Genomic DNA, 23,147 nt, shown 5'->3' with positions numbered 1-23,147 from the left:
GATCGTGGTGACAGGTTGTTTGTTTCAATCAGGTTGGGGAAGTGGGGTGTGGGGTGTGGGGTGTGGGGTGTGGGGTGTGGGGTGTAGGGTGTGGGGTGTAGGGTGTAGGGTGTGGGGTGTAGGGTGTGGGGTGTAGGGTGTAGGGAGAATAAATAAAATAATCTCCTGACTCCTGACTCCTGACTCCTGACTCCTGACTCCTATCTCCTATCTCCTGACTCCTGACTCCTGATCACTGATCCCTGAGATATGGTACGCTAAACAGGATTTAAGTATTATTAATGATTACTATGAAACAGCGCGGCGTGACGGTTTGGTTAACGGGATTGAGCGGTGCGGGGAAAAGCACGATTACCGAGGCATTACAGGCAAAATTAATCGCTGAAGGCTATTCCATTGAAGTTCTCGATGGCGATATAGTACGGACGAACCTCACCAAAGGTTTAGGATTTAGTAAAGAGGATCGCGATGAAAATATCCGTCGCATTGGTTTTGTGTCTAATTTGCTCACCCGTCACGGTGTGATTGTCCTAGTTTCGGCTATTTCTCCCTATCGTGAGATTCGCGAGGAAGTACGGGGGAAAATTGGGAGTTTTGTCGAAGTTTTCGTGAATGCTCCCTTAAGCGTCTGTGAGGATCGCGATGTGAAAGGATTATATAAAAGAGCGCGTGCTGGCGAAATCAAGTCTTTTACGGGAATTGATGATCCCTATGAACCACCTTTTAACCCGGAAGTGGAATGCCGCACTGATTTAGAGACTTTAGAGGAAAGTGTCGCCAAAGTCTGGAACAAATTGACGGAATTAGGCTACATTCATCAAGCTGTGGCGGTTTGATCACAAAATAACTTTGTATTATTGGAAAATATCGTAGGGACGTGGACTAAAAACGTCTCTACACCCCGATTAACCCCTTAGGCAAATTTGTTAGTTAATCTCCTTTTCTTCAGTACCTAAGCAAGGTTAATTATACCTCTCCCTAACCCTCTGGCCAAAGTGCAAGAGTGCCTAAACAGTAATCAGTAAACAGTGATCAGTAAACAGTAAACAGTAAACAGTAAACAGTAGTCAGTGATCAGTAAACAGTAAACAGTAAACAGTAAACAGTGAAAAGACAGTAGGAAACTTCTATTTAATACTGCTCACTTAAAACTTAAATCTGATAACTGATAATTGATAACTGATAACTGATAACTGATAATTGATAACTGATAACTGTCTCGACTAGCAAATTAATTTTGCAGGAATACTTAATATTTAAAGGTGCTAAATTATTTTGAAATCTCGCTCTAGTTATTGGAACCTCATTCCCTATCTCCGTCCCCAAACCCAAACAATTATTTTGGCGTTTATCTGTACGATCGGATTTACGGTATTTTGGCCGATTTTAGCTTGGTTAGCTGGACAAATGGCCAGATATATCGGTGAGGGAAATGTGCAGGCATTGGCGACACTTTCGGGGGTGGGGGCAGTGGTTTTTTTACTGCGGGGAATGTCTCAGTATGGGCAAGATTCCCTGATGGCAAAAGCTTCTTTAAAAATTGCCCTGGAATTAAGAAAAAAAGTTTATGCACACCTGCAAACCCTCGGCTTAAATTACTTTGAAACGGCAAAAACTGGTGATTTATCCTATCGTTTAACGGAAGATATTGATCGCATTGGGGAAGTAATTAACAAATTTTTCCATGATTTTATTCCCTCAGCCTTACAGTTAATTGTCGTCTTTGCCTATATGTTTATTGTTAACTGGCAATTGACGATCGCTGTCATTATTATCGCTCCTTTGTTAGGAGTTTTGGTGGGATTTTTTGGTGAAAAATTATTACAATATGCTCGTCGCGCTCAGGCGAAAATATCTAATCTTTCTTCGTTATTAACCGAAGTTTTTGGCGGTATTCGTGTGGTGCAAGCTTTTGCCGCTGAAGATTATCAAACCGAGCTTTTTGCTCAAGAAGCGGAGGAAAATCGCCGCGCTCAATACCTATCAGAATCCACCAAAGCTTTACAATACGTCGTGGTGGGATTCTTACAAGCTCTCGGTGTCATCTTTTTATTCTTTCTCGCTGGTTGGCAAATTTCCCAAAAGAATTTAACTGGAATTGACTTTGTTAGTTATGTGGCGGCGGTGGCAATGTTAATCGATCCCATCGCCCATATTACCAGTAATTATAATCAATTTAAACAGGGTCAAGCCTCCATGGATCGGATTTTTGAATTGTTAGCTATTTTGCCAACAATTACCGAAAAACCGAATGCGATCAATCTGCCACTCCACAGCAAAGAAGTTGAATATTGTCAAGTAAATTTTTCTTACAATGAGGACAGACAGGTTTTAAAAAATATTAATTTTACTGCACACGCTGGCGAAATGATTGCTTTAGTGGGAGCATCGGGAGCGGGAAAAACCACTTTAGTTAATCTTTTATTGCGTTTTTATGACCCCACTTCCGGCAAGATTTTAATCGATGGGGTGGATATTCGTGATGTGACTTTAAAAAGTCTCCGGCGACAAATTGGGGTAGTTTTGCAGGAAAATATTCTCTTTTCTGGTACTATAGCCCAAAATATCGCTTTTGGCCAGGGAGATTTTAATCTGCAAGAGGTGGAAAAAGCGGCAAAAATCGCCAACGCTCATCAATTTATCGGTGAACTTTCCCAGGGTTACTATACCTATGTGGGAGAAAGGGGTGTTAATTTATCGGGTGGACAAAGACAAAGAATCGCCATCGCGCGAGCGGTTTTATCTAATCCGAGAATTTTAATTTTAGATGAAGCGACTTCAGCGCTCGATTCGGAATCGGAAGCTTTAGTGCAGGAAGCTTTAGAAAGAATTATGACGGAGCGCACGGTATTTGTTATTGCTCACCGATTAGCAACTGTCAGAAAAGCTAACCGTATTTTAGTCTTAGAAAAGGGTGAAATTATCGAGGTGGGTAATCACGAGGAGTTATTAAATCTTAATGGTCGTTACGCTCAATTTCATGCTAGACAATTTCAAGATTAGTCTATTTGGCGTTAAGAGTTGGGCATTATTTCTGATTTTATCATTCAAGCCAAGTTTTTGGGGGGTAGAACCCCCCAAACCCCCCGCGCATTAGTTTTTCGGTGGGATGCTTACACGCGGTTGTTCATACACTTGTACTAATTCAAGAATCACCGATAGAGCAGTTATCTTAATGGTGAGGTGGGAAGTTTTCGTTTTGGGGAGTCAGTCGCGGAATTAGGTTAGACTTCATCTTTAGGGAAACGCTGTAAGTATCCAGACAGAATTAATTACACATATTTTTCCGTCCCCTCTACTTAGGGTTTTTTTCGAGGAATTCCTCGCAGGGTTAAAACATCATCGAGGGTGGAACAATGGTTTTTTAAACCAAAATCAGCAGGAGTATAGGTTTTAATGTGGGTGAAGTGGCGATAATTCATCGCAAAACGGTCCCATGCTTCCATCTGCAAGTTAAAAACTTTGATAAAAAAGTTAGCAATGGTTAAAGATAAAGGAATGCGAAAATAGATTTTTTTGTTTAAATAAGTACAGATTTCCTCCACTGCTTGGTTAGCTGTTGTGCGTTGATTGCCTAGGACAATTTTGCTTTCTGGTGCGGGATTTTCGATTAAATAATTCACCACTTGAGCTATATCTTTGGCATGGATAAAATGAAAACTGCCATCAGCTTGAAACCAACGCACTAAACCGATATATTTCAACACATCCGGTAAACCCCCATAGATATGAGAATAGGGTTTATTTTCGTCACCACCTAAGACAAAAGTGGGGTATAAAGTGATAATTTTATCGGCGATTTCTAGGTGAGCAAATTTACTATAACAAATATATTTAGTGCGGATATAATTAGTTCCTATTTCCCCAGCTTCGGGCAAAGGTTGATTATTTTGATTGAGAATGCTGGCAGTGGAAAAGTAGAGGACTTTCTCGCAGATTTGAGCATCTAAATAACTAATTAATTCTAGAGTTTTTACCACATTAATTTGATAACTTTCCTCCTCTCCTCCCCAACTGGTAGCGATTAAAACCGCTATATTCATTGTTTTTAAAAGCTCGGCATATACCCCAATATTTTGCATATCGCCTAAAAGTATATGAACATTTGATCGCCCTTGGTAACTAAATTTTAACTTTTCTGGATTACGTAATAAAAAATATAATTCATAGTCGGGATTTTCCAGTAAAATCTCGGCGATATAATGCCCAATACAGCCACTCACACCCGTTAGAAATATCTTTTTCATTATTTTAATTGATACGGCAGAATTTAGGGGACAGTGTGAAAGTAAAAAGTAAAAAGTAAAAACCGGTGTTGGGGTTTTAGGGTTTTGGGGTATTAGTTGAATCCCCCCATTTCCCCATTTCCCCATCCCCTGTTCCCTGAGTAACTTTATTGATAACTAAATCCTTTAGCGGTTTCAAAGAAGAAACGCACGTTATCTTCAGGAGTTCCCACCAAAACACCATGACCTAAATTAAGAATATGACCTTGATTACCTGCTTTACGAATAGTATCAATAATCCGCTCGCGAATAAAAGACTGGGAACCGAATAAAACCCCCGGATCGATATTACCTTGAACCATCATCGATTTACCTAAACGCTGTCTCGCTTCGGCCAGATCCACGGTCCAATCGACGCTAATAATATCAACCCCCGATTTACCCATTCTTTCCAAAACGCCGGCGCTGCCACTAATGTAGAGAATTAACGGTGTATCGGGATGGGTTTCTTTCACCAAACGAACTACTTTTTGTTGATAGGGTAAGGCAAAAACATCGTAATCTTGGGGAGTTAATTGACCCGCCCAAGAGTCGAACATTTGTACCACTTGCGCCCCACAATCAATTTGATAACGGACATAGGTGGCAATCATATCCGCTAATTTATCTAAAAATTGGTGCAGTACCGAGGGTTCCGAAAAAGCCATACCTTTAATCACAGAATAACTTTTAGAACCTTTCCCTTCCACTGCGTATGCTGCTAAAGTCCAAGGCGCTCCGACAAAACCGAGGACAGTGGATTTGTTTCCCACCTCTTGACGTAGGGTTTTTAAAATCGTTTTGATAAAAGGTAAAGACTGATCGGGATCGAGGGGATTAAGTTGGTCCACCTGCGCTTGAGTACGAATGGGAGAATCGATAATCGGCCCCTTACTTTCGATAATATCAAAGGGAATACCAATTCCCGCTAGGGGAGTGAGGATATCGGAGAACATGATCACCCCATCCGGTTGAAAAGCACGCCAAGGTTGCAGGGAGATTTCGATCGCTAAATCGGCATTTTCCGATCTTTCCCGAAAACTGGGGTATTTATCCCGCAATTCCCGATAAATCTGCATATAACGTCCTGCTTGTCTCATCATCCACACGGGAGGACGGGGTAAGATTTCTCCTTTGGCAGCGCGTAATAAATAAGGTATTTCAGGGGAGTCAGTCATATCAGGATGATTATTCTATTGCCTTTTCTACGGTATCATCCCCCGTACAGCTAATTTTTCTGGTTTTTCCTTAAGAATTGTTAACGAAAGTTATCCCTCTTTGCATTGAAACTGGGTACTGGAAATTGTAGTACAATCTTTTGGGTTGAGACAGGGTGTAGAGTGTAGGCTATAGGGATAAGTTGATAAAATCTATGGCGGATTCAAAAATTCAATCTTACCGAGATTTAAGAGTTTGGCAGGAGGCCGTAAATTTAGCTGAAAGTTGCTATCGTCTCACTAAAACTTTTCCCAAAGAAGAGCTTTATAGGATGACAACACAGATTCGCCGAGCTTCGGTGTCAATAGCAGCGAATATTGCCGAGGGGTATGGACGCAAAACCAGGGGAGAATACATCCAATTTTTGTACATAGCTCAAGGTTCTCTCAAAGAGTTGGAGACTCATTGGTTAATCTCTCAAAGAGTTGAACTAGCTTCCCCTCAGAGCGTCAATCCTATTCTTAATCAATGTGAATCAGTGGTCCGACTCCTGCTAACTTTGATTCGTGCCCTTGAAAATAAATAACCCCCACACCCTACACCCCACTCCCCACCCTGGGATGAACTCGACGCAATCGTAAAGCATTCGTCACCACGGAAAGGGAACTTAAAGCCATGGCAGCGCCGGCAATAATCGGATTGAGCAGAAAAGGATAGAGGACTCCGGCAGCGATGGGAATGGCAATCAGGTTATAAATAAAAGCAAAAAAGAGATTTTCTTTGATATTTCCCATTGTTGCCCGACTTAACTCAATAGCAGTCACAATTCCCTGTAAATCTCCCGAAATTAAGGTTATATCGCTTGCAGCGATCGCTACATCGGTCCCCGTGCCAATGGCAATACCTAAGTCCGCTTGCGCCAATGCGATCGCATCATTGATACCATCTCCAACCATGGCGACTATTTTCCCTTTTTTCTGCAAATATTCGATTTTTTCGGCTTTTTGTTCGGGACGGAGTGCGGCAAAAAAGCGCCGGATACCCAACTCGCTGGCGATCGCCTCTGCGGTTTCGAGGTTGTCCCCCGTCATCATCATCACCTCTAAGCCCATTTTTTTGAGCTTGGCGACCACTAAGGAAGAAAAAGGTTTTAAAACGTCGGAAATGGCGATCACTCCCTCTAAACGCCCGTTAACCGCTATCCAAGCCACGGTTTTTTTCTGCCATTCCCAATCGTGGGCGACTTTTTTAAGAACTTTTGTTTCGATCCCTTGACTTTCTAACCATTGTTGTGTCCCGATTTGCACGAAATCTGACCCGACTTTTCCCTGCACTCCTGACCCGGTTATTGAGTCAAATTCGCTTACTTCTAGGGTTTTAATCTGATTTAACTGCCCATATCTAACTATTGCTTCTCCTAGCGGGTGTTCAGAATGATTCTCCACCGATACGACTAACTGCAGCAGCGATAATTCCCGTCCATCCCTCACCCCCTCGCGAGTCAAGAAGTCCGTCACCGTTGGTTTCCCCTGGGTGAGAGTTCCCGTTTTATCGAGAACAATAGTAGTAATACCCTGGGCCAATTCTAAACTTTCGGCATTTTTAATTAAAATTCCCTGTTTTGCTCCCTGTCCTGTTCCCACCATAATCGAGGTGGGTGTAGCTAATCCTAGCGCACAGGGACAAGCGATAATTAGGACTTCCACCATTGTAATCAAAGCGAGGGTGAGATTACCCGTGCGGAGAATCCAAAATAGGAAAGTTATTACGGCAATAATCATCACCACCGGCACAAAATAAGCGGTCACTCGATCGACTAATCTTTGTATAGGTGCTTTTGATGCTTGCGCGGTTTGCACTAATCGGACAATCTGAGCTAAAACCGTATCTTTTCCCACTCGTAACGCTTGCATTTGTAGGCTACCGGTTTTATTAATTGTCGCCCCGATTACCTGTTGATTGACGGTTTTTCGCACGGGTAAACTTTCCCCCGTCACCATCGATTCATCAATGCTAGAACTGCCTTGGATAATTATGCCATCGACGGGAATTTTTTCTCCCGGACGCACTAAAATTATATCTCCTACCTTCACCTCTTCTATTGGTATATCTAGCGTCTGTTCTTCCCTAATTACCCTAGCAGTTTTTGCCTGTAATCTCATTAATTGTTTAATAGCGGCGGCCGTTTCTTTTCTGGCACGTTTTTCGAGGAAACGACCGAGTAAAATCAGAGTAATGACGATAGCGGATGCTTCGTAATAGACATGGGAATTAAACCCCTGTTTTTCGATAAAATCGCTCCCGAAGGTTAAAAACAGGGAATAAAAATAGGCGGCACTGGTTCCCAAAACTACTAAAGTATCCATGGTGGCAGTGCGATTTTTAAAGGCTTTCCAAGCATTTTTATAAAAACTTTGACCACACCAAAATTGGACGGGAGTAGCGAGAATTAATTGTAATAAGGGAGCGTGTAACCAGTGGGGAATAAAAGATAGAGATAAACCCGTCATCATCGGCAAAGAACCGATAAAAAGTATAATGCTAATAACAATAGCGATCGATAGTTTAGTGAGAAGTTCTTTTTCTGGCCTGGATTCGAGATTAATTTCCGTTATCGGTGTAGCTTGGAAACCGGCATCCCTAACTTTTGCTTGAATAGTGTTAAGATCGGTACGCTTGGGATCATAGTCCACATCCACCTGTTCCATGCCAAAATTAACTTGACATCGAATCACTCCGGGGATAGATTTAATTATCCGTTCGATCGAATCAGCACAACCAGCGCAACTCATCCCGGCGAGTTTGAGAGTTTGATGGGTCATAATGTTAATAGCAGCGGAAGTCAGCAAGAAAATCCCCTGCAGCAGAGTTATATCTTTAGCATAAAATATTCCCCTAGCTGCCGGGTCAAGAATCCTTTGTTAATTTTTCTGAATAGATATGAAGAAATGTCAAAAAGAGTGCTTGTATTTTCCTAACACACCCTTAATTTTTATGGACAAATTTCAATTAACCCCACTCTGTTGCGTATCTTGACCCTGCACAGCATCGGCAGCAGAAACACCATCACCCTGAAAACCAAAATACCATAAAGTAGCGGCAGCTTCAGCGCGAGTTACTGGTCTTTTTGGCTGAAATAGGGTAGTAAAACCAAAAACTCGCCGAATATTGGCTTGTTCGGCATTTTGAAAATCGGCATAAAGAGCGCGCACCAGCTGCGGGTTAATTTTATTGGTATCCTGAAAACCCCAAGTATTTTTAATCGTATCAAGATTGGCACTCGGTAAAGCTTTTCTAATATCTAATGGCACTTTCCACGCGATTAAATCTTCCCGGGTTAAAGGAGCATTGGGACGGAATAAAAGGGCGCTACTATCTCCCGTTAAAGGAGAGGGAATTAACCCCGCTTCCGCTAATCCTTGAATATAAATATAATCGGGATCGTTATTTTTAACATCACTAAAAGCTGGGGAACTATTGGGAGTAGCTAAACGGATTTGTTTACCCGCTACATTAGCATAAATGGCATTATTAGCCTGTAACAACCAGCGAGCAAATTCTCGGCGCGTTATGGTATTATTAGGGTTAAACTGATTATTATTACCTGTTAATACTCCTAATTTAGCTAAGTCTTGAATGTGGCTCTTTAAGGGATTAGGTAAGGATTCGAGATCGTTAAAACTGGTGGGATTAAGATTTGGCAAGGGGGAAGAAATAGGGGAGGGATTAGGGGAGGGACTAGGGGAAGCAATCGGGGTTCCTATTGGACGATAATCGAGGCTATATTCGGTATTGGGAGAAGTGGCAGTTATGGTGATAGTTAACTCTAAATTATCTCGACGGGCCGTTAGGGTACTATTAACTCCTTCCCCAGAAAAGGGAGTGATAATTTCCCAATTATTATTATTAACTAATTCCTGTTGATAAAAAGCCTCGATCGCATTGCTGGGATCGTTGGATTGCCAACGGGTTTGTCCACCAGTATTATCAGGATTTGTCTGCACGGATAATAATTCTGATTGACTATATCGAGGAATTTCTGCGGGAAAATTTGCGGGTAATTGCCTGTTATTAGGAGAGTTTTCTGGTATGGGATTTGTTTGTAGATTAGGATCGGCAGCCAGACGATTTTCTAGGGCAGGATTGCCACTACAGGCTGCTAAAATGCCCAGCAGAGTGATAATTGTACTGTAGCGAATAAACTTACTCACGGTCTTTACCAATATTGTTTCCTTAGCTTTATCCTAGCCTATTTACTCAGGTTTTTGACTAGGAAAAATTTTGCGCCACCATTGACGTAATTTCCCCAGCAGAAATCCTCCTAACCCTTTTGTGTATTTTTCAAATTTGTAGTAAAATAAAAAGTCGATTATATCCTGGGTGGAAAGGTGCTTGAGATAGGATAATCCTTGATCAATACGCGCATCACTATATTTTAAATAAACTTTGCGACTGAGGCGAGCAGATAAATTCCATTTGGGTTGAAAATATTCTTGCATCCTCCGTTGATAAGCGGCAAAATTACTCGATTTTCCCTGTAAATATTCTTCCATGTATTGACAAGCAATTTCGGCTCCTTTCATAGCATGGCGAATACCTTCCCATCCTAAAGCATTAATAGTTGAAACTGCATCACCTATGGCGATAATATTTGGTTTTTTATAGTAAATATCTTGCAGTCCAGAGGAATATTCCACGATGGAACCGTGTTGCTCTACTAGATCATAATTATCTAAGTTCATGTAGTCTTTTATTATCTCGATAATATAACTTTTTAAAGGCTTAACTTCAGAAATATAAGGATGTTCTCCCTCTAACCAAGCCGCTCCTATTTTTAATTGCTGATTATCCATAGGAAAAATCCAGCCATAACCTTTAGGACTCCATTTATGACCGATAAAAAATACTAAATTATCTTGATATTTTTGATAATCTACTTCTGGCACAGCAATTAAATATTCAATACCTACCCCCTTTAAAAAATCAGGTTTTTCTCGTCTATATTTATACATAACTGCTCTAGCGTATCCGGTAGCATCAACCAATAAACGAGTAGTAACTGTCTCGATTTCCTCGCCTTTTGATTTCAAGAAAACAGTTAGCTGATTCTCCGTTTGTTCATATTTCAGATAACGACAAACTAAACGAACTTCTCCCCCCCAACGCAGCACTTCTGCGGCTAAAAACTCTCGCAATTTGGCAAAATCAAAAACTACCCCTAAAGGTTGCACTGATGACCAAAAATGATGTATGCTAGTGGAGATAATTTCGATATTTTTCCAAAACCTAGCCACTACGGTTTCGGGGAGATTGAATTGTTCTAAAATTTCTAGGGGAGAAGCGGCACTAGAAAAGTTATTATCTTGCCAACTAGAATGTTGTTCCACTAAAAGCACACGATAACCTTTTTCACTTAATAATCTACCACAGTGACCTCCCGCCGGTCCGCCCCCAATAATTACGACATCATAATCCATGATTTACTCCCTCGCCTAATCTTGCTAACTTGCTTTTATTTTACCCTAAATGCCCTCTGTTAAACCCCAAACTTATGAAGCTGTTGTGCATCTAAATTTGATAAGTAGCTGGTTATAATTAAATTAAAAATGGATTTTAGGTTCGATCCCTCCTGCCCCCCTTAATAAGGGGGGTGCCGATAGGCGGGGGGATCCCCCCTGCCCCCCTTGATAAGGGGGGTGTCTGACAACTTTTAACACCTACCTACTTACTCTTTTTAACCTATTCCCTGTTCCCTCATCGAAAGGCCACCAGCTTATGACATTTTTCTTATTATTAGTTACTTTCCTATCGCTAATAATTTGGTTATATTTAATCTTAGCCAGGGGACAATTTTGGCTATCTAACCAAAAAATTAATCCTGTCACTTCTCCCTTAACAAATTATCCAAAAGTCTCGGCAATTATCCCCGCACGAAACGAAGCCGACGTTTTACCCATCAGTTTAGCTTCCCTCTTTAACCAAGATTATCAAGGCGAATTTTCCATTATTTTAATTGACGATCAAAGCAGTGATGGCACTGGAAAAGTTGCCCAAGAAATTGCTGATCAATCTCATAAATCTGGACAAATAACTATTATTTCTGGACAGCCTTTAGAGATAGGATGGACGGGTAAATTATGGGCAATGAAACAGGGAATAAAAGAGGCTACCGAGAAATTCGCTCCCGATTATTTTCTCTTCACCGATGCCGATATTGCCCACGCACCAGATAATTTAACCCAATTAGTAACTAAAGCAGTACAGGAAAAACAAGCTTTAGTTTCCCTGATGGTGTTGCTACGCTGTGACAGTTTTTGGGAAAAATTTCTTATTCCTGCCTTTGTTTTTTTCTTCGAGAAACTCTATCCTTTTCCCCTAGTTAATAATCCTAATTCCCCGATAGCCGCCGCCGCCGGGGGTTGCATTTTAATTCGCCGAGATATCCTAGAAAAAATTGGCGGTATTGAGATTCTTAAACAAGCTTTAATTGATGATTGTTCTTTGGCGATTGCGGTTAAAAAATATCTGCAAAATCACCCAGAAAATAACGAGAGTTCCATCTGGTTAGGATTAACAGAAAGCACCTATAGTCTCCGTCCCTATCCCGATTTAGCAAGCATTTGGAATATGGTAGCCCGCACCGCATTTACGCAACTAAATTACTCAACACTTTGGTTAATTGGCACAATTTTCGGGATGTTTTTAACCTATTTAGCCGCGCCCTTGGGCTTAATCTGGGGATTGGTCTTAAAAGAAACATCAATTATCATAATTAGCACCGTCACTTTATTACTAATAGCCCTTTCCTATAGCCCGACTTTAAGACTATATAAATTATCCCCCCTGCGGGCTTTAACTTTACCCCTAATTGCCCTCTTTTATAGTTTAATGACTGTGGATTCTGCCCTGCGTTATTGGCGCGGTCAAGGGGGAGGTTGGAAAGGGCGAGTTTATCCTAATTAGCTGGTTATAATTAAATTAAAAATGGATTTTGCCTTTAATCCCCCCTTGATCCCCCCTGCCCCTTGGCGGGTGCCGATCCCCCCTTAGTCCCCCCTTAATAAGGGGGGCAGGGTGATCTGAAAGTTTTTAATACCTATCTACTTAATTAGAGATTGCTGAAAAAGTAGGGGCGAAGCATTTGGGCATAACCTATCGCTGAAACCGTAGATTTCCTATCCGAATGCTTCGCCCGCTTGCAACAAGGAAATAATTCATAATTTTAAGGAAGTCCCAGACAATAGAACGCCCCCCAGTAACGATAATCCTGAAAAGGCACTGCGTCGGGAGCAAAATTGCCAAGCCACTTGATCAATTCGCCGATTTTCTGATAATTAGCCCCAGCAGTATTGACGTTCGGGTCCTTAGTTTGGCGCATTTGTTGCCAAGTCTGGAAAGCCTGCTGATAATCGGCTGTCAAACGGTCCCGCCAGTCTTTTTGGCAAGTCTCCCGCAACGCTTGACGAGCCTGATGTAGAGCCGTTAAACGTTCCTCTCCGGCCCGCCGTGCGCGATGGTACTCCCGGGAAAACAGCGCCGTCGCTAGATCAGCCACCGCCCAATGACTACTAATCACAGCACGAGCGCCCCCCAGCAGAAAGCCTGTACCTAAGCTGAGGGGTTCGTCCAGTAATTCCGGTCGCAGCTTTCCCTCTTCATCTCGGGAAGTGGCAAAACTGAGACCGGTTTCACAACAGGAGAGAAACACTTCCAACAATTCGGGAAAACGCCACAGGGGACTAAGTAAATCCCGGAGGGTGACTTTTTGCTCCCCGTCTAGGACGAGGTGGGAGTTGAGGGGATCATCGGGGCGGCTGGTGGCGTGGTGGCTGGAGAGCAAAGCCTGCACTTGTTTCAGCAATTGCAGATAAGAGTCGGGGGTGACAGTGCGCCCCTGTAGCCGCCGTTGGCGAGGCACATTCCAGGTTTGGGCGACCCACTCACACTCTAGGGGAGTATAGGGCAAATCCTCTGCGACTGATTTGTTAAAAGTTTTGTCTTTGTTCGACTGTCAGATGAACTTTATCTCGCCTACCTCTTCCCATGATTGATCTCCTTAGTTGAGCTTATCTATTACACTATTTTAGCTGTGTGAATTCACCAGTATATTTATATGAGAAAAGTTTAGGTATAGACATTTAACGCAAAATAGAACTGATTTCGCCTTGACAGATAAAAGCACCCCAATAATAAGGATCAGGATATTTTTTTCTCATTTCTAACTGAGCATTGCGTAAAGCTTCTCCACGTCCTTCACCCCACAACAGACGACGATAAAATTCTGTCATTAATTCTTGTGTCTGTTGATCGGGAACTTTCCAGAGACTCATGACCAGTGTTTTTGCTCCTGCTAAGACAAAGGCTCGTCTCAACCCAAAAACTCCTTCTCCTGTCTGAACATCTCCTAACCCTGTTTCACAAGCAGAAAGAACCACTAATTCTGTTTCTGAAAGGTCTAGGTTAGAAACTTCCTCAGCCGTTAGAATTCCATTGCCAACTTCTGAAGGAGGACGAAACTGTTTCTGTTTCCAATTTGCTCCTGCAAAGGCTAAACCTGAACGTAATAAAGGATTTTCTTGTTGAGTAATTGGCGATTTACCTGCACTCAATAATTGTTCTTGATGAAATGTTTCTGGTTGATCTTCTACAAAAAAACCATGAGTTGCAATATGTAAAATTAGGGGAGAGGTAATAGATTCTAGTTTTTCTTTGACTGCTTTTTCTGCTAACCAAGGCTCTACACCTAGCAAAGAAGCAATTTCAATTCCTTCTTGACGAGTTCCATCTAGTCTTTTAAATTCTAGCTTCTCTAAATCCAAATCACGAGATTGTCTTCCAGAAGAATTTAGTTCTTTATCTATTGCCAATGAATGTTGACCTAGACCATAATCAAAGTCTGGATCAGCTATGACGATTGCATCTGTGGCTTGTCTATCAGTTTTAAAGCCAAAACGCAGAATATCTTTACTCGAACTTAGATAACTAATAGAATAATTGTCAATTAATCGTTGACCATTATCTGTTGGTAAAATTTCAAAAGGTAAGCGCATTAGGTCTCCATCAGGTGAGATAAATATATGTTGACAATCTCCAAGATTTTTTACTAAAGGATCAAAGACAGCTTTACGCAAAGCAATTCCACTTTCTCTGCTATTTTGCTTTTTCTTATCGTTTTTTTGAGAAGAAATAACCTCTAAGTTACGTTCTTCATATTCTCCTATAATTGAAGACCTAAAGTTGGCAATCATCTTGTTAATTCGATCTCTTCCTCCTATTTCAATCATCTGAACATTCTCAGGATTTTCCGATGATAAAACAAACGCTACATAACGAAAGTAGGGTTGATATTCTAAAAGCATTTGAGGATTATCAGAATATTCTTCTCTGACTTCCTTCGCTTCTATTGAATCATATAACACGGTAAATTCAACCAAAGCATAATTTTTGGGAAGAGCTTTGCTAATTGTTGTTAAAGTTACATTTTTGAGTTTTAATTTTAAATTTAACTCTGGAATCTCAACAGCTAACTGTTGTTCTAATTTTTCTTTTTCTTGATAAGATAGCTCTAAAGTCTTCTCAAAATCAGCTATAGTTTCTAATGGTGCAAGACCATTAATTTCTTTATGAGCAATTTGTTTGCGGAGTAATCTAAGTTGCTTAAGTTGGGACTGCAATCTTGAATATTTCTTTTCTAAAAGTTTATCTTTCTGAGTTGCTAGAATTTCTGCACTGATTCCTTTAGCCTGTAAAATAATTTCAAAGAGTGTCTTAATCTCTGAGATATCTCCAAGCAAAAAACGATTGATAATACTAAATCTAAGATATACACAACCTTTAAGAACCGGAATCCAACAATCTAGCCTTACTCTCTCATTACTTATAGAAATCATTAGCCAAGCAAGTTGCTCAAACTTTTGTTGACTCTCTTTAAGCTTGTTAAGAGCTACAGCTGCATTGCCTTTCGTTATTTCTAGCCATGTTTGATTTAAAACAAGCAAATATTTAGGCGATAAAAACGAATCGAAAGAGAATATTGAAACTAAATTGTTACAGATTTCCTCTGCTGCTTGATATTTAATTTCTGCATCTTCATACCTTTTTAAACCATAGTAGAGCCAACCTAATTTATTTAAGGCTTGAGCATATAAAGATAATCGAGACTGAAAATAATAACTATCTATAGAGCTAGTTTTAGTTGATATTTCTAACACATCCTTTGCTTTAGAAAAGTTTGCAGTAATTATTGGTTCTGCCTCATTAAGACCCTGTAACTCTGCATAAGCTAGAGCTTTGTTTATAAGACATTCGGCGTAGCCTGTACGATATCTTTCTGACATAGATTGTTGTTTTTTGAAAATCATTTTGCTGTCAGAAAGCTTGCTCGGCTCACCAAATAAATTGATGTTTAATTCGGCAATATTTGAGTGATTAATTTTTTCATAAAAACTGAGAGCTTTATCATAGTTTTCTATGGCTTCTTGATAAAATTCGGCTATTTTTTTTGATGGATAAATCATTCCATCTGCAACATGAAAAGACAAATTAATATGTGAAATTTGATTCAATTTTAACTCAGCTATTATTACATACAATTCAGCAAGAATAACGGTTTTAATTGCCTCTGAAAACAATAATTTAGTTTTAGATATTTTTTGTATAAATCTAGAAATTTTTTGATATTGTTTCTCAATTAATGAAGCATTTTCTCCGATAGAAGCCAAGTTATTTTTGAATTGTATCCAACTCAAAAATTGTGAAAATAACTGAACTTTCAAACGATATTCAAAATATGCTATATCCCAGTAACAATTAAGAATATGAACAAGTAGGAAAGTTGGTATAAGAACGATCAACATATATAGTTCGCTAATAGTTCCATTCTCATCTAGATAAGGGTAAATACATGGAAGAATTAATGTTAAAGCTATAATTATTTCCTTAAAACTCATTATAAAAGGATTGCATAAAATATTTTTTAATAAATTATTTTTGGAGTGCGTTAAAGTTTCTTCAATCTCATTTTCAACTTTTATTGTTTCTTTGTTGAAGATCAATCTTAGACAATCATCTATATTATTAAGGGTTATATAATGACCAATTAAGCTCGAAATAACAGCGAATTTAACAAAGAGAGACAACCATTTATTGTTAGATGCTTTCTGAACCACATGAAGTGTTTCTTCTAAATACTGTTTTCCATACAATTCATTATTTCTCAAAATATAAAAATTAGCTAAATCCAATCTTTTTTCTATATATAATAAGAATTTTAATATATCTTTACGATAACCTAAACTACTTTTAGTATAATTATTCAAGGCTTCTTCTAATCTCCTTACATCTATACTATCTTGTTCTCCAATTTCTTGATAAACAGTAGCTAAGTTAAAAATAAATGTCGATGTATTATAATGCTTTTGGCCATAAACCCACTTACACCGCTCAATGTTACTGTTGGTCACTTTAAGGGCTTGCAGATATTCACCTCTTGACCAATGAAACTCCCCTTTGGCTTCAAACATACCTATATATAAGTAAACAAGCACCTGTAAAACAACAAATGGGACACTCATCATTATCAGAATAGAATAATTCCCATGGAATCCAGTATAAATATCATACCAATTTCGAGATAACCAGCCTATGATTTGATAGTAACATAAGAGAAGAGAAAAGGGAATCAACCCTAAATTAAAAATTGATGATAAATTAAGTAAGCTATTTATTTTTTTTGTTAGAACAACCTCTCTAAATCTTGGGATGAGTTCAACAGAATGAACAATAAAAACTAAAATCCCAGCTACCAACAAAATGGCATGAGATATTGAAAAACTTTGAGCAAAAATCGAGATCAGCCCACATACAGCTATCCCAATAATTCCACCTATATTTGACCAAAACTTAGGAATCATTTTTTTATGTAACGGATTTAATCCGTCAGTAGTGTTGAATTAGAAAAGGCTTTTTAGCCACCAGAAAAATCTGGCTTCCTCTCAAAATCTATTAAAATGATACATTTTACAGACAAAACCCAAGAGAGCCATTATGTGGATGCTATTATATTCAACTTCTCCAAAATTGTCAAGGAGCTACCTCGACCTGTAAGGATTCAGATGCCTCAAACAGTCACAGAGGGGCTTATAAAATCTCAGAACTTGCCAAATTCACAGTTTCCTTCCCAATAAGCACGAAAATTAAAACTTTCAGCGTTTCGATCATGCGAATTTCCAGAGAAGGAGGATTTTGCTATAATTAAACCAAATTATTACACAGCATGGGCTTGACTGATTTTTGATTTTTGTAGGACCTGACCCTTACCGAACTTTTTTGATCGAATGCTCCATGATCCAAAAAGCCTGTGACGTAAATATCTTAAACAGCCTGTCCCTCTGTCAAGATTTGATTTTATAATTGCTAAAGACCAAGAGAGCCTTGCAAACCTTACTATGACAGATTCAAGACAAAAATCTCCACAATTATATGGGCTACTTATCGGAATTGACCACTATCCGCCCAATCAACTCCCAGATGGAAGCTCATATCAGAACTTAAAAGGATGTGTCCGAGATATTAATCAGGTAGAAGCGTTTCTTCAACACAAACTTAAACTACCGTCTGACAATATACTCAAGCTTACTGCTTCTCAGGACACATTCAATAACCCTATTGAACCACCAGAACAGTTACCCACTTATGAAAATATAGTAGCCAAATTTCAGCAGCTTGCTAACATAGCACAACAGGGGGACAGCGTCTATATTCACTACTCAGGACATGGAGGACGCGCCACTACCCTCTATCCAGAGGTTAAAGGAAAAGATGGTATTGATGAAGCTCTAGTGCCTACTAATATTGGCAATCCTAACACCCGATACATTCGGGATATTGAACTAGCTTTTCTACTGGAAAATTTAGTCAATCGCCAACTTATTGTTACACTTGTCCTAGATTGCTGTCATTCAGGAGGGGCTACTAGAGGAAATCAAACAGAAATTCGAGGAATTAACGCAATTGATACGACCATTCGATCCAGTGAGAGTTTAGTTGCGTCTAGAGAAGAATTAATCACCGCTTGGCAAAAACTCAGCCCAACACCTACCCGAAACCTTGCCGTCAATGGTGGAATGTTACCTGATGCAAAGGGATATGTTTTACTTGCAGCTTGTCGTCCCTCTGAGTCTGCTTATGAGTATACCTTTGAGGAAAATAAACGTAATGGAGTCTTGACTTATTGGTTATTAAAGTTTTTAGATCATCCCAATCCAGAGTTAACCTACAAAGTTCTTTATGACTATCTTTTAGCAAAAATTAACAGCCAGTTTTCCAAACAAACACCGATGTTATTTGGCGAGGGAACCCGCTTAGTATTTGGATATGAAAAACGACCTATACATCAAGCTGTTACCATAATGGAGGTGAAGGAGGAACAACAACAAATTAAAATTAATGGGGGACAAGTACATGGGTTAGTTCAGGGTTCTCAGTTAGCTGTTTATCCGTCAGGAACAGATTTTACTAACATTGAAAAACGATTAGCGATCGCTGATATTACCAGTTTGGGAGCAACATCCTCTTGGGCTATAATTAAGCCTCTATCTGAGCAACCACAACAGCTAAGACAAATCACTCAGGGAGATCAAGCGGTTCTTCTCAATCCTAACTCTATTAGCCTAGTCCGAAAAGTTCGCTTACTTTTTTTAGAATCTTACCATTTTTCAAGTATCAATTTCAAACCATTTTTAGAAACGATTAATCAAAAAATAGCTGAAACCAATTGGTTAGATTTAGTTTTACAGAATGAAAATGCTCATTATCAAATAGTTATCAATCAATCAGGAGAATATGAAATCTGGGACTCAGGAACAGAAAAAATTAATCTAAGACCTGTTCTAAAGTTTAATGATCATAATGCTACGACTACCCTCATTAATCGTCTCATTCACTTAGCAAAATATCAAGGAATTTACGAACTGAATAATTATGATTCACTCAATCCTTTAAAAAAAGCTTTACAAGTCGATTTATTTGAAATTCCTCCCGATTTTCAACCAGGAATCCGTCCTGACTTACATAATCCTTGTGATATGTTAAACATAAAGGTTAATGAACAGTTTATTGTGAGGATTAAAAATAATTCATCGAAACGTCTCAATGTTACTCTATTAGTCTTACAGCCAGATTGGAGTATTTCTCAAATATATCCATCTGATGAAGTTAGCTCATTTGAAGAATTTGAACCAGGACAAGAAGATATTATTACACTTCAAACCAGTCTTCCTGAAGGATTTAAGCAAGGTGTAGATATTATTAAAGCTTTTGCGACTATTGATCCGACTAATTTTCGTTGGTTAGAATTACCTTGTTTAGATCAGCCACATTTTTCTAAGCAATTGAGAAATTTAGAAGAAGCTAAAAACCCCTTGGAAGTATTACTAACTACTATTAATGAAAATGGTAGCTCTATTCGTAATTTAAAACCGGCTAATTATCCTAGTCAAAAATGGATAACAACACAAAAAAAAGTGACGGTGATTAGGGATTAAAGATTAGATATTAAAGTTAAATTAATGATAGATGTGGTGCGTTACGACGGATTGTTAGATGATTGAGTAGGGGCGAAGCATTCGGACAATAACCTATTACTGAAACCCTAGATTTCCTATCCGAATGCTTCGCCCGTACCCCGAATTTTTCTCTAGCAAACTCAATTGGGGATGGGGGGTGAGTGCGATCATGGATTTTAAGCTATAATCAAAGATATTGATTTATCCCATGAAGTAACAATGTTATCGATTAATCTAGATCGAGAAACCGAGAACTATCTAGCAGACATCATTTCCGAAGAGAATATTAGCTCAGAAGAACTTCTGAAAAAACTCATTTACGAACATTGGCAAAGCTTAAAACCGCGTAAAACTTTATTACAACGCCGGGGAGGTCATCCTCAGCATCTTTTAGAAAATGCTCCACCTGATTTATCATTGCGAGAAAACCGCAAAAAAGTAGTGGCAGAATATATCCAAAACCACCATCAGCAAGATCATTTATGACAAATTATCCCCCCAAAATTATTACAGAATCAATCAACCAATTCTCTAACTTCAAAGCAGGCACACGCTCAAATTCACGAGTATTTGCGGTAACAAGAGTCAGATCAAGCGCTAGAGAATGAGCAGCAATCAGTAAATCATTTGGACCGATTGGGGTTCCTGCTTGCTCCAAATGTTTACGAATTAGGGCATAGTGCTTATCTACAGTTGATTCTAATGGCAAAACTGTCAAGAACTCAAGGATGCGTTCTAGTTGCTGTACCAGACGGTAGGAACCACTTTTAACCACTCCAAATCTTAATTCACACGCCACAATGATGCTCGTACAAACGCTTTCTTCGCCCACATCCACAATATGCTGGAAAACCTGACCTTGGGGATACCTGATCAAATGTGATAGGATGTTAGTATCAAGCAGATATTGATAGGTCATTGGGTGGTACTAAAATGTAATGTCATCAAGGGGAAGCAACCCTTCATCTATATCAGGAAAATTGTCTGTAATGTCTGGCAAAGTAGTCAGCAAAGAAATTAGAGAACCGGAAGAAATCGGCTCAATGATTAAGCGATGACCTTCTTTGCGTAACAAAACCTCTGTGCTTGATAAGGCAAGTTCAGGAGGAATAGTTAAGACTTGCTCTTGTCCACTTGTTAGTAAAGAAACCTGACGTAAGTTTTGCATCTGTTGACCTCTTTGTTAATGATCACCTTACTATTTTATAACAGGGAACAGGGAACAGTATTAGTAGGGTGCGCCCTTCGATAGCGTAACGCACCAAGTAGTAGTTAAATTAATGATAGATGTGGTGCGTTACGACGGATTGTTAGATGATTGAGTAGGGGCGAAGCATTCGGACAATAACCTATTACTGAAACCCTAGATTTCCTATCCGAATGCTTCGCCCGTACCCCCAACGCACCCTACATTCTGATATTATTATTTTTAAATACATTTTCCCAATTCATCAAGCAAATCCATCGCCACCTCTAGCCAGTCCACCGCACCCTCTGAAGACGGCTCAGGCGTTGCTTCCTTTACCCCTTCCGGACGCGAGACTAAGGGTTTAAAATTCTCATGATTCTCGTTGGCCTTCTCTGCTAAAAAGTCCCCTAATAGCGTCGGACGCTCATAGTCCTGCCGATAGTCCAATACCCAGTTTAACACTGTGATTACCTCCGATCGCTGTTCCACTGACCAGCCTTGTTTATCGATATACTGCGCCATGATTTGCTGACAGTTTTCCCACCGACGGTAAGCCTCCCACAGCGCCGATATAGGTTTCCTCATCGCCAAGGACACCGCACCGCCTTCTGGGAAATCCTGACGCAGGTCCGAACTCAACAGAACCCCAGTTAACCAAGCTCCTCCTTCCCCTAACTCGATTAAAATATAGGCTAGAGTTGCCGGATTTAGGTCAATTTCGACCCTAATTTGGCTTAAATCTAACATTTCTTCACCAGAGTCTTGAGGAATCAATACAGCTTCTAGTTTACCTAGCTTGGGTAGTACCACTTGAGCATTATCAGCCGCCGCAGCATCTACCTCTATCCCATGCTCTTCTAGATAATCTGTCAGCACCGCCGCCGCTAAGGTGTTCTGGCGAAATTCCCCAAAGCTGGGATAGGGAACCCAAACAGAGTCGGCTAAATCTGTTTTAGGGTCTAAACCCGCAAGTTTAGCTAACTCAACCAGATCATCTGTATCTGCATTAGCAAGACGCAGGTACAGTTCTTCAACTTCTCGAATAAAATCTGCATCACTCATAACGTAATACCTGACGACTTAGATAGGGTTGGGTTTTATGCTTTAAAAATAACTTAGCTACTGCTAACTCAAATACGTTTAATTTGTGTCCAGAAATATCATCTCTAAATAAATTTTCTAAACCCGTAATCACAACCTGACGCATTTCATGAGTAAATGTCGCTTCAACGCTCCAGGGAACACCCGCAATTAACATTTTACCCAGGGAATCCGCTAATTCCCCAATCAAAACAGGCTCACCTGTCCTATTCTCGAACACCCACACAGGCTGATTATTTGCTCCCTTGTGACTAATTTGCGCTATTTTAAGCTGAAACTTATCCCCCTGGGACTCTTTTTGACGCTTTTCTCTAACTCCCTTTAAGTTTGCTTTCGATAAATCAGGAGTTATAGAGCCTTCTAGTTGAGACTTGCTTTCCTGTTCTCCTCCTAACTGACGTTCAATCTCTAATTCCCTTGCTAAAATCTTTTTCAACGCTTCATTTCTCAACTCAGAAGGCATTTGGCCATTCTCCAGTTTTAAGCGTAACTCTCCCCCCCGCAAACCAAACTTAACCCGTCCAAAGCGAAAATCAAGCCACTGCTGATTAAAAATAATCCGCACCGATAGGGAAAACGCCTCTGGTTCAGACTTTTTCAAAAGCGAAAAAAGTCCCTTCGACTCAGGCGCAACGGGTTCTCCCGAAATCTCCAAGTGCAGACATTCAGGACATTTATTATCATGTTCTGTCACCGCAATTGCCCTTGATTGCTTTGCCATCATCCTAGGCCTTTCAAACCCTTAACTGTAATAATTGTACTGTATGTGGGGTTTGCGGCAAAAAATTTGTTGTTTTGCTAATAAAGTCCCAAAACCATTTTTTAGCAAAGCTGCTACCGATATTCAGCCAGCCCTAATTAGTTAGAGCA

The 23,147-nt window shown here is 39.9% G+C and carries 16 protein-coding genes and 1 pseudogene; 6 read left to right on the top strand and 11 right to left on the bottom strand.

Annotated elements, in window-relative coordinates; all coding sequences use genetic code 11:
• Nucleotides 1-290 precede the first annotated feature (290 nt).
• Nucleotides 291-836, top strand: coding sequence for an adenylyl-sulfate kinase (gene cysC / locus ACQY1Y_RS08610; RefSeq protein ID WP_002740078.1), 546 nt, complete (start codon nt 291-293; stop codon nt 834-836).
• 439 nt (nt 837-1,275) lie between these two features.
• Nucleotides 1,276-3,003 (top strand): ABC transporter ATP-binding protein, encoded by a 1,728-nt coding sequence (locus ACQY1Y_RS08605; protein WP_272082123.1) that lies wholly within the window; start codon nt 1,276-1,278, stop codon nt 3,001-3,003.
• A gap of 296 nt (nt 3,004-3,299) precedes the next feature.
• Here ACQY1Y_RS08605 and ACQY1Y_RS08600 read toward each other — a convergent pair whose 3' ends face one another.
• Together ACQY1Y_RS08600 and hemE are read right to left on the bottom strand one after the other, a co-directional pair.
• A complete protein-coding gene (locus ACQY1Y_RS08600) occupies nt 3,300-4,247 on the bottom strand; it encodes an NAD-dependent epimerase/dehydratase family protein (protein ID WP_430014396.1) in 948 nt (315 codons plus the stop codon).
• Nucleotides 4,248-4,393: 146 nt separating this feature from the next.
• Nucleotides 4,394-5,443 carry a uroporphyrinogen decarboxylase gene (gene hemE, locus ACQY1Y_RS08595; protein WP_002739516.1) on the bottom strand — a complete coding sequence of 350 codons (1,050 nt, stop codon included), beginning with the start codon at nt 5,441-5,443 and terminating at the stop codon, nt 4,394-4,396.
• Between the two features lie 194 nt (nt 5,444-5,637).
• Here hemE and ACQY1Y_RS08590 point away from each other — a divergent pair, with 194 nt between their 5' ends.
• Nucleotides 5,638-6,009 carry a four helix bundle protein gene (locus tag ACQY1Y_RS08590; protein WP_430014395.1) on the top strand — a complete coding sequence of 124 codons (372 nt, stop codon included), beginning with the start codon at nt 5,638-5,640 and terminating at the stop codon, nt 6,007-6,009.
• A 10-nt stretch (nt 6,010-6,019) separates the two neighbouring features.
• On the opposite strand, the gene ACQY1Y_RS08585 is transcribed toward ACQY1Y_RS08590, so the two are convergent.
• The 3 genes from ACQY1Y_RS08585 to ACQY1Y_RS08575 form a co-directional block, all read right to left on the bottom strand.
• On the bottom strand, nt 6,020-8,245 hold the full coding sequence (locus ACQY1Y_RS08585; RefSeq protein ID WP_430014394.1) for a heavy metal translocating P-type ATPase: 2,226 nt from the start codon (nt 8,243-8,245) through the stop codon (nt 6,020-6,022).
• Between the two features lie 183 nt (nt 8,246-8,428).
• A complete protein-coding gene (locus ACQY1Y_RS08580; protein WP_430014393.1) occupies nt 8,429-9,646 on the bottom strand; it encodes an S-layer homology domain-containing protein in 1,218 nt (405 codons plus the stop codon).
• A 30-nt stretch (nt 9,647-9,676) separates the two neighbouring features.
• The gene (locus ACQY1Y_RS08575) at nt 9,677-10,900 is read right to left on the bottom strand and encodes an NAD(P)/FAD-dependent oxidoreductase (protein ID WP_430014392.1); all 1,224 of its coding nucleotides are present in this window, start codon (nt 10,898-10,900) and stop codon (nt 9,677-9,679) included.
• Between the two features lie 298 nt (nt 10,901-11,198).
• Between ACQY1Y_RS08575 and ACQY1Y_RS08570 the strand changes: the two genes are divergently transcribed.
• Nucleotides 11,199-12,386, top strand: coding sequence for a glycosyltransferase (locus ACQY1Y_RS08570; RefSeq protein WP_430014391.1), 1,188 nt, complete (start codon nt 11,199-11,201; stop codon nt 12,384-12,386).
• A 259-nt stretch (nt 12,387-12,645) separates the two neighbouring features.
• Here the strand turns inward: ACQY1Y_RS08570 and ACQY1Y_RS08565 are convergent.
• Both ACQY1Y_RS08565 and ACQY1Y_RS08560 read right to left on the bottom strand, forming a co-directional pair.
• Nucleotides 12,646-13,407, bottom strand: a pseudogene (locus ACQY1Y_RS08565) (CHAT domain-containing protein); the annotation flags it as partial.
• A 154-nt stretch (nt 13,408-13,561) separates the two neighbouring features.
• Complete coding sequence (locus tag ACQY1Y_RS08560) at nt 13,562-17,335, bottom strand: CHAT domain-containing protein (protein WP_430014390.1); 3,774 nt, start codon at nt 17,333-17,335, stop codon at nt 13,562-13,564.
• Nucleotides 17,336-17,869: 534 nt separating this feature from the next.
• Between ACQY1Y_RS08560 and ACQY1Y_RS08555 the strand changes: the two genes are divergently transcribed.
• Together ACQY1Y_RS08555 and ACQY1Y_RS08550 are read left to right on the top strand one after the other, a co-directional pair.
• A complete protein-coding gene (locus tag ACQY1Y_RS08555; RefSeq protein WP_103111476.1) occupies nt 17,870-19,966 on the top strand; it encodes a caspase family protein in 2,097 nt (698 codons plus the stop codon).
• A 240-nt stretch (nt 19,967-20,206) separates the two neighbouring features.
• Nucleotides 20,207-20,473, top strand: a complete 267-nt coding sequence (locus ACQY1Y_RS08550; protein ID WP_103111475.1) for a hypothetical protein — start codon at nt 20,207-20,209, stop codon at nt 20,471-20,473.
• Between the two features lie 4 nt (nt 20,474-20,477).
• On the opposite strand, the gene ACQY1Y_RS08545 is transcribed toward ACQY1Y_RS08550, so the two are convergent.
• The 4 genes from ACQY1Y_RS08545 to ACQY1Y_RS08530 form a co-directional block, all read right to left on the bottom strand.
• Nucleotides 20,478-20,906, bottom strand: a complete 429-nt coding sequence (locus ACQY1Y_RS08545) for a type II toxin-antitoxin system VapC family toxin (protein ID WP_430014389.1) — start codon at nt 20,904-20,906, stop codon at nt 20,478-20,480.
• Nucleotides 20,907-20,915: 9 nt separating this feature from the next.
• The gene (locus tag ACQY1Y_RS08540; protein WP_002793069.1) at nt 20,916-21,155 is read right to left on the bottom strand and encodes an antitoxin; all 240 of its coding nucleotides are present in this window, start codon (nt 21,153-21,155) and stop codon (nt 20,916-20,918) included.
• A gap of 261 nt (nt 21,156-21,416) precedes the next feature.
• A complete protein-coding gene (locus ACQY1Y_RS08535) occupies nt 21,417-22,238 on the bottom strand; it encodes a hypothetical protein (protein ID WP_430014388.1) in 822 nt (273 codons plus the stop codon).
• Complete coding sequence (locus tag ACQY1Y_RS08530) at nt 22,231-22,998, bottom strand: hypothetical protein (RefSeq protein WP_430014387.1); 768 nt, start codon at nt 22,996-22,998, stop codon at nt 22,231-22,233. The genes ACQY1Y_RS08535 and ACQY1Y_RS08530 overlap by 8 nt, the downstream gene beginning before the upstream one ends.
• Between the last annotated feature and the right edge of the window lie 149 nt (nt 22,999-23,147).

The organism is Microcystis ichthyoblabe FBCC-A1114 (genome assembly GCF_050500245.1).
Taxonomy (GTDB): Bacteria; Cyanobacteriota; Cyanobacteriia; order Cyanobacteriales; family Microcystaceae; genus Microcystis; species Microcystis ichthyoblabe_A.
Note: the sequence above shows the minus strand (reverse complement) of the source record. Positions and strands in the feature narration are given on the sequence as shown.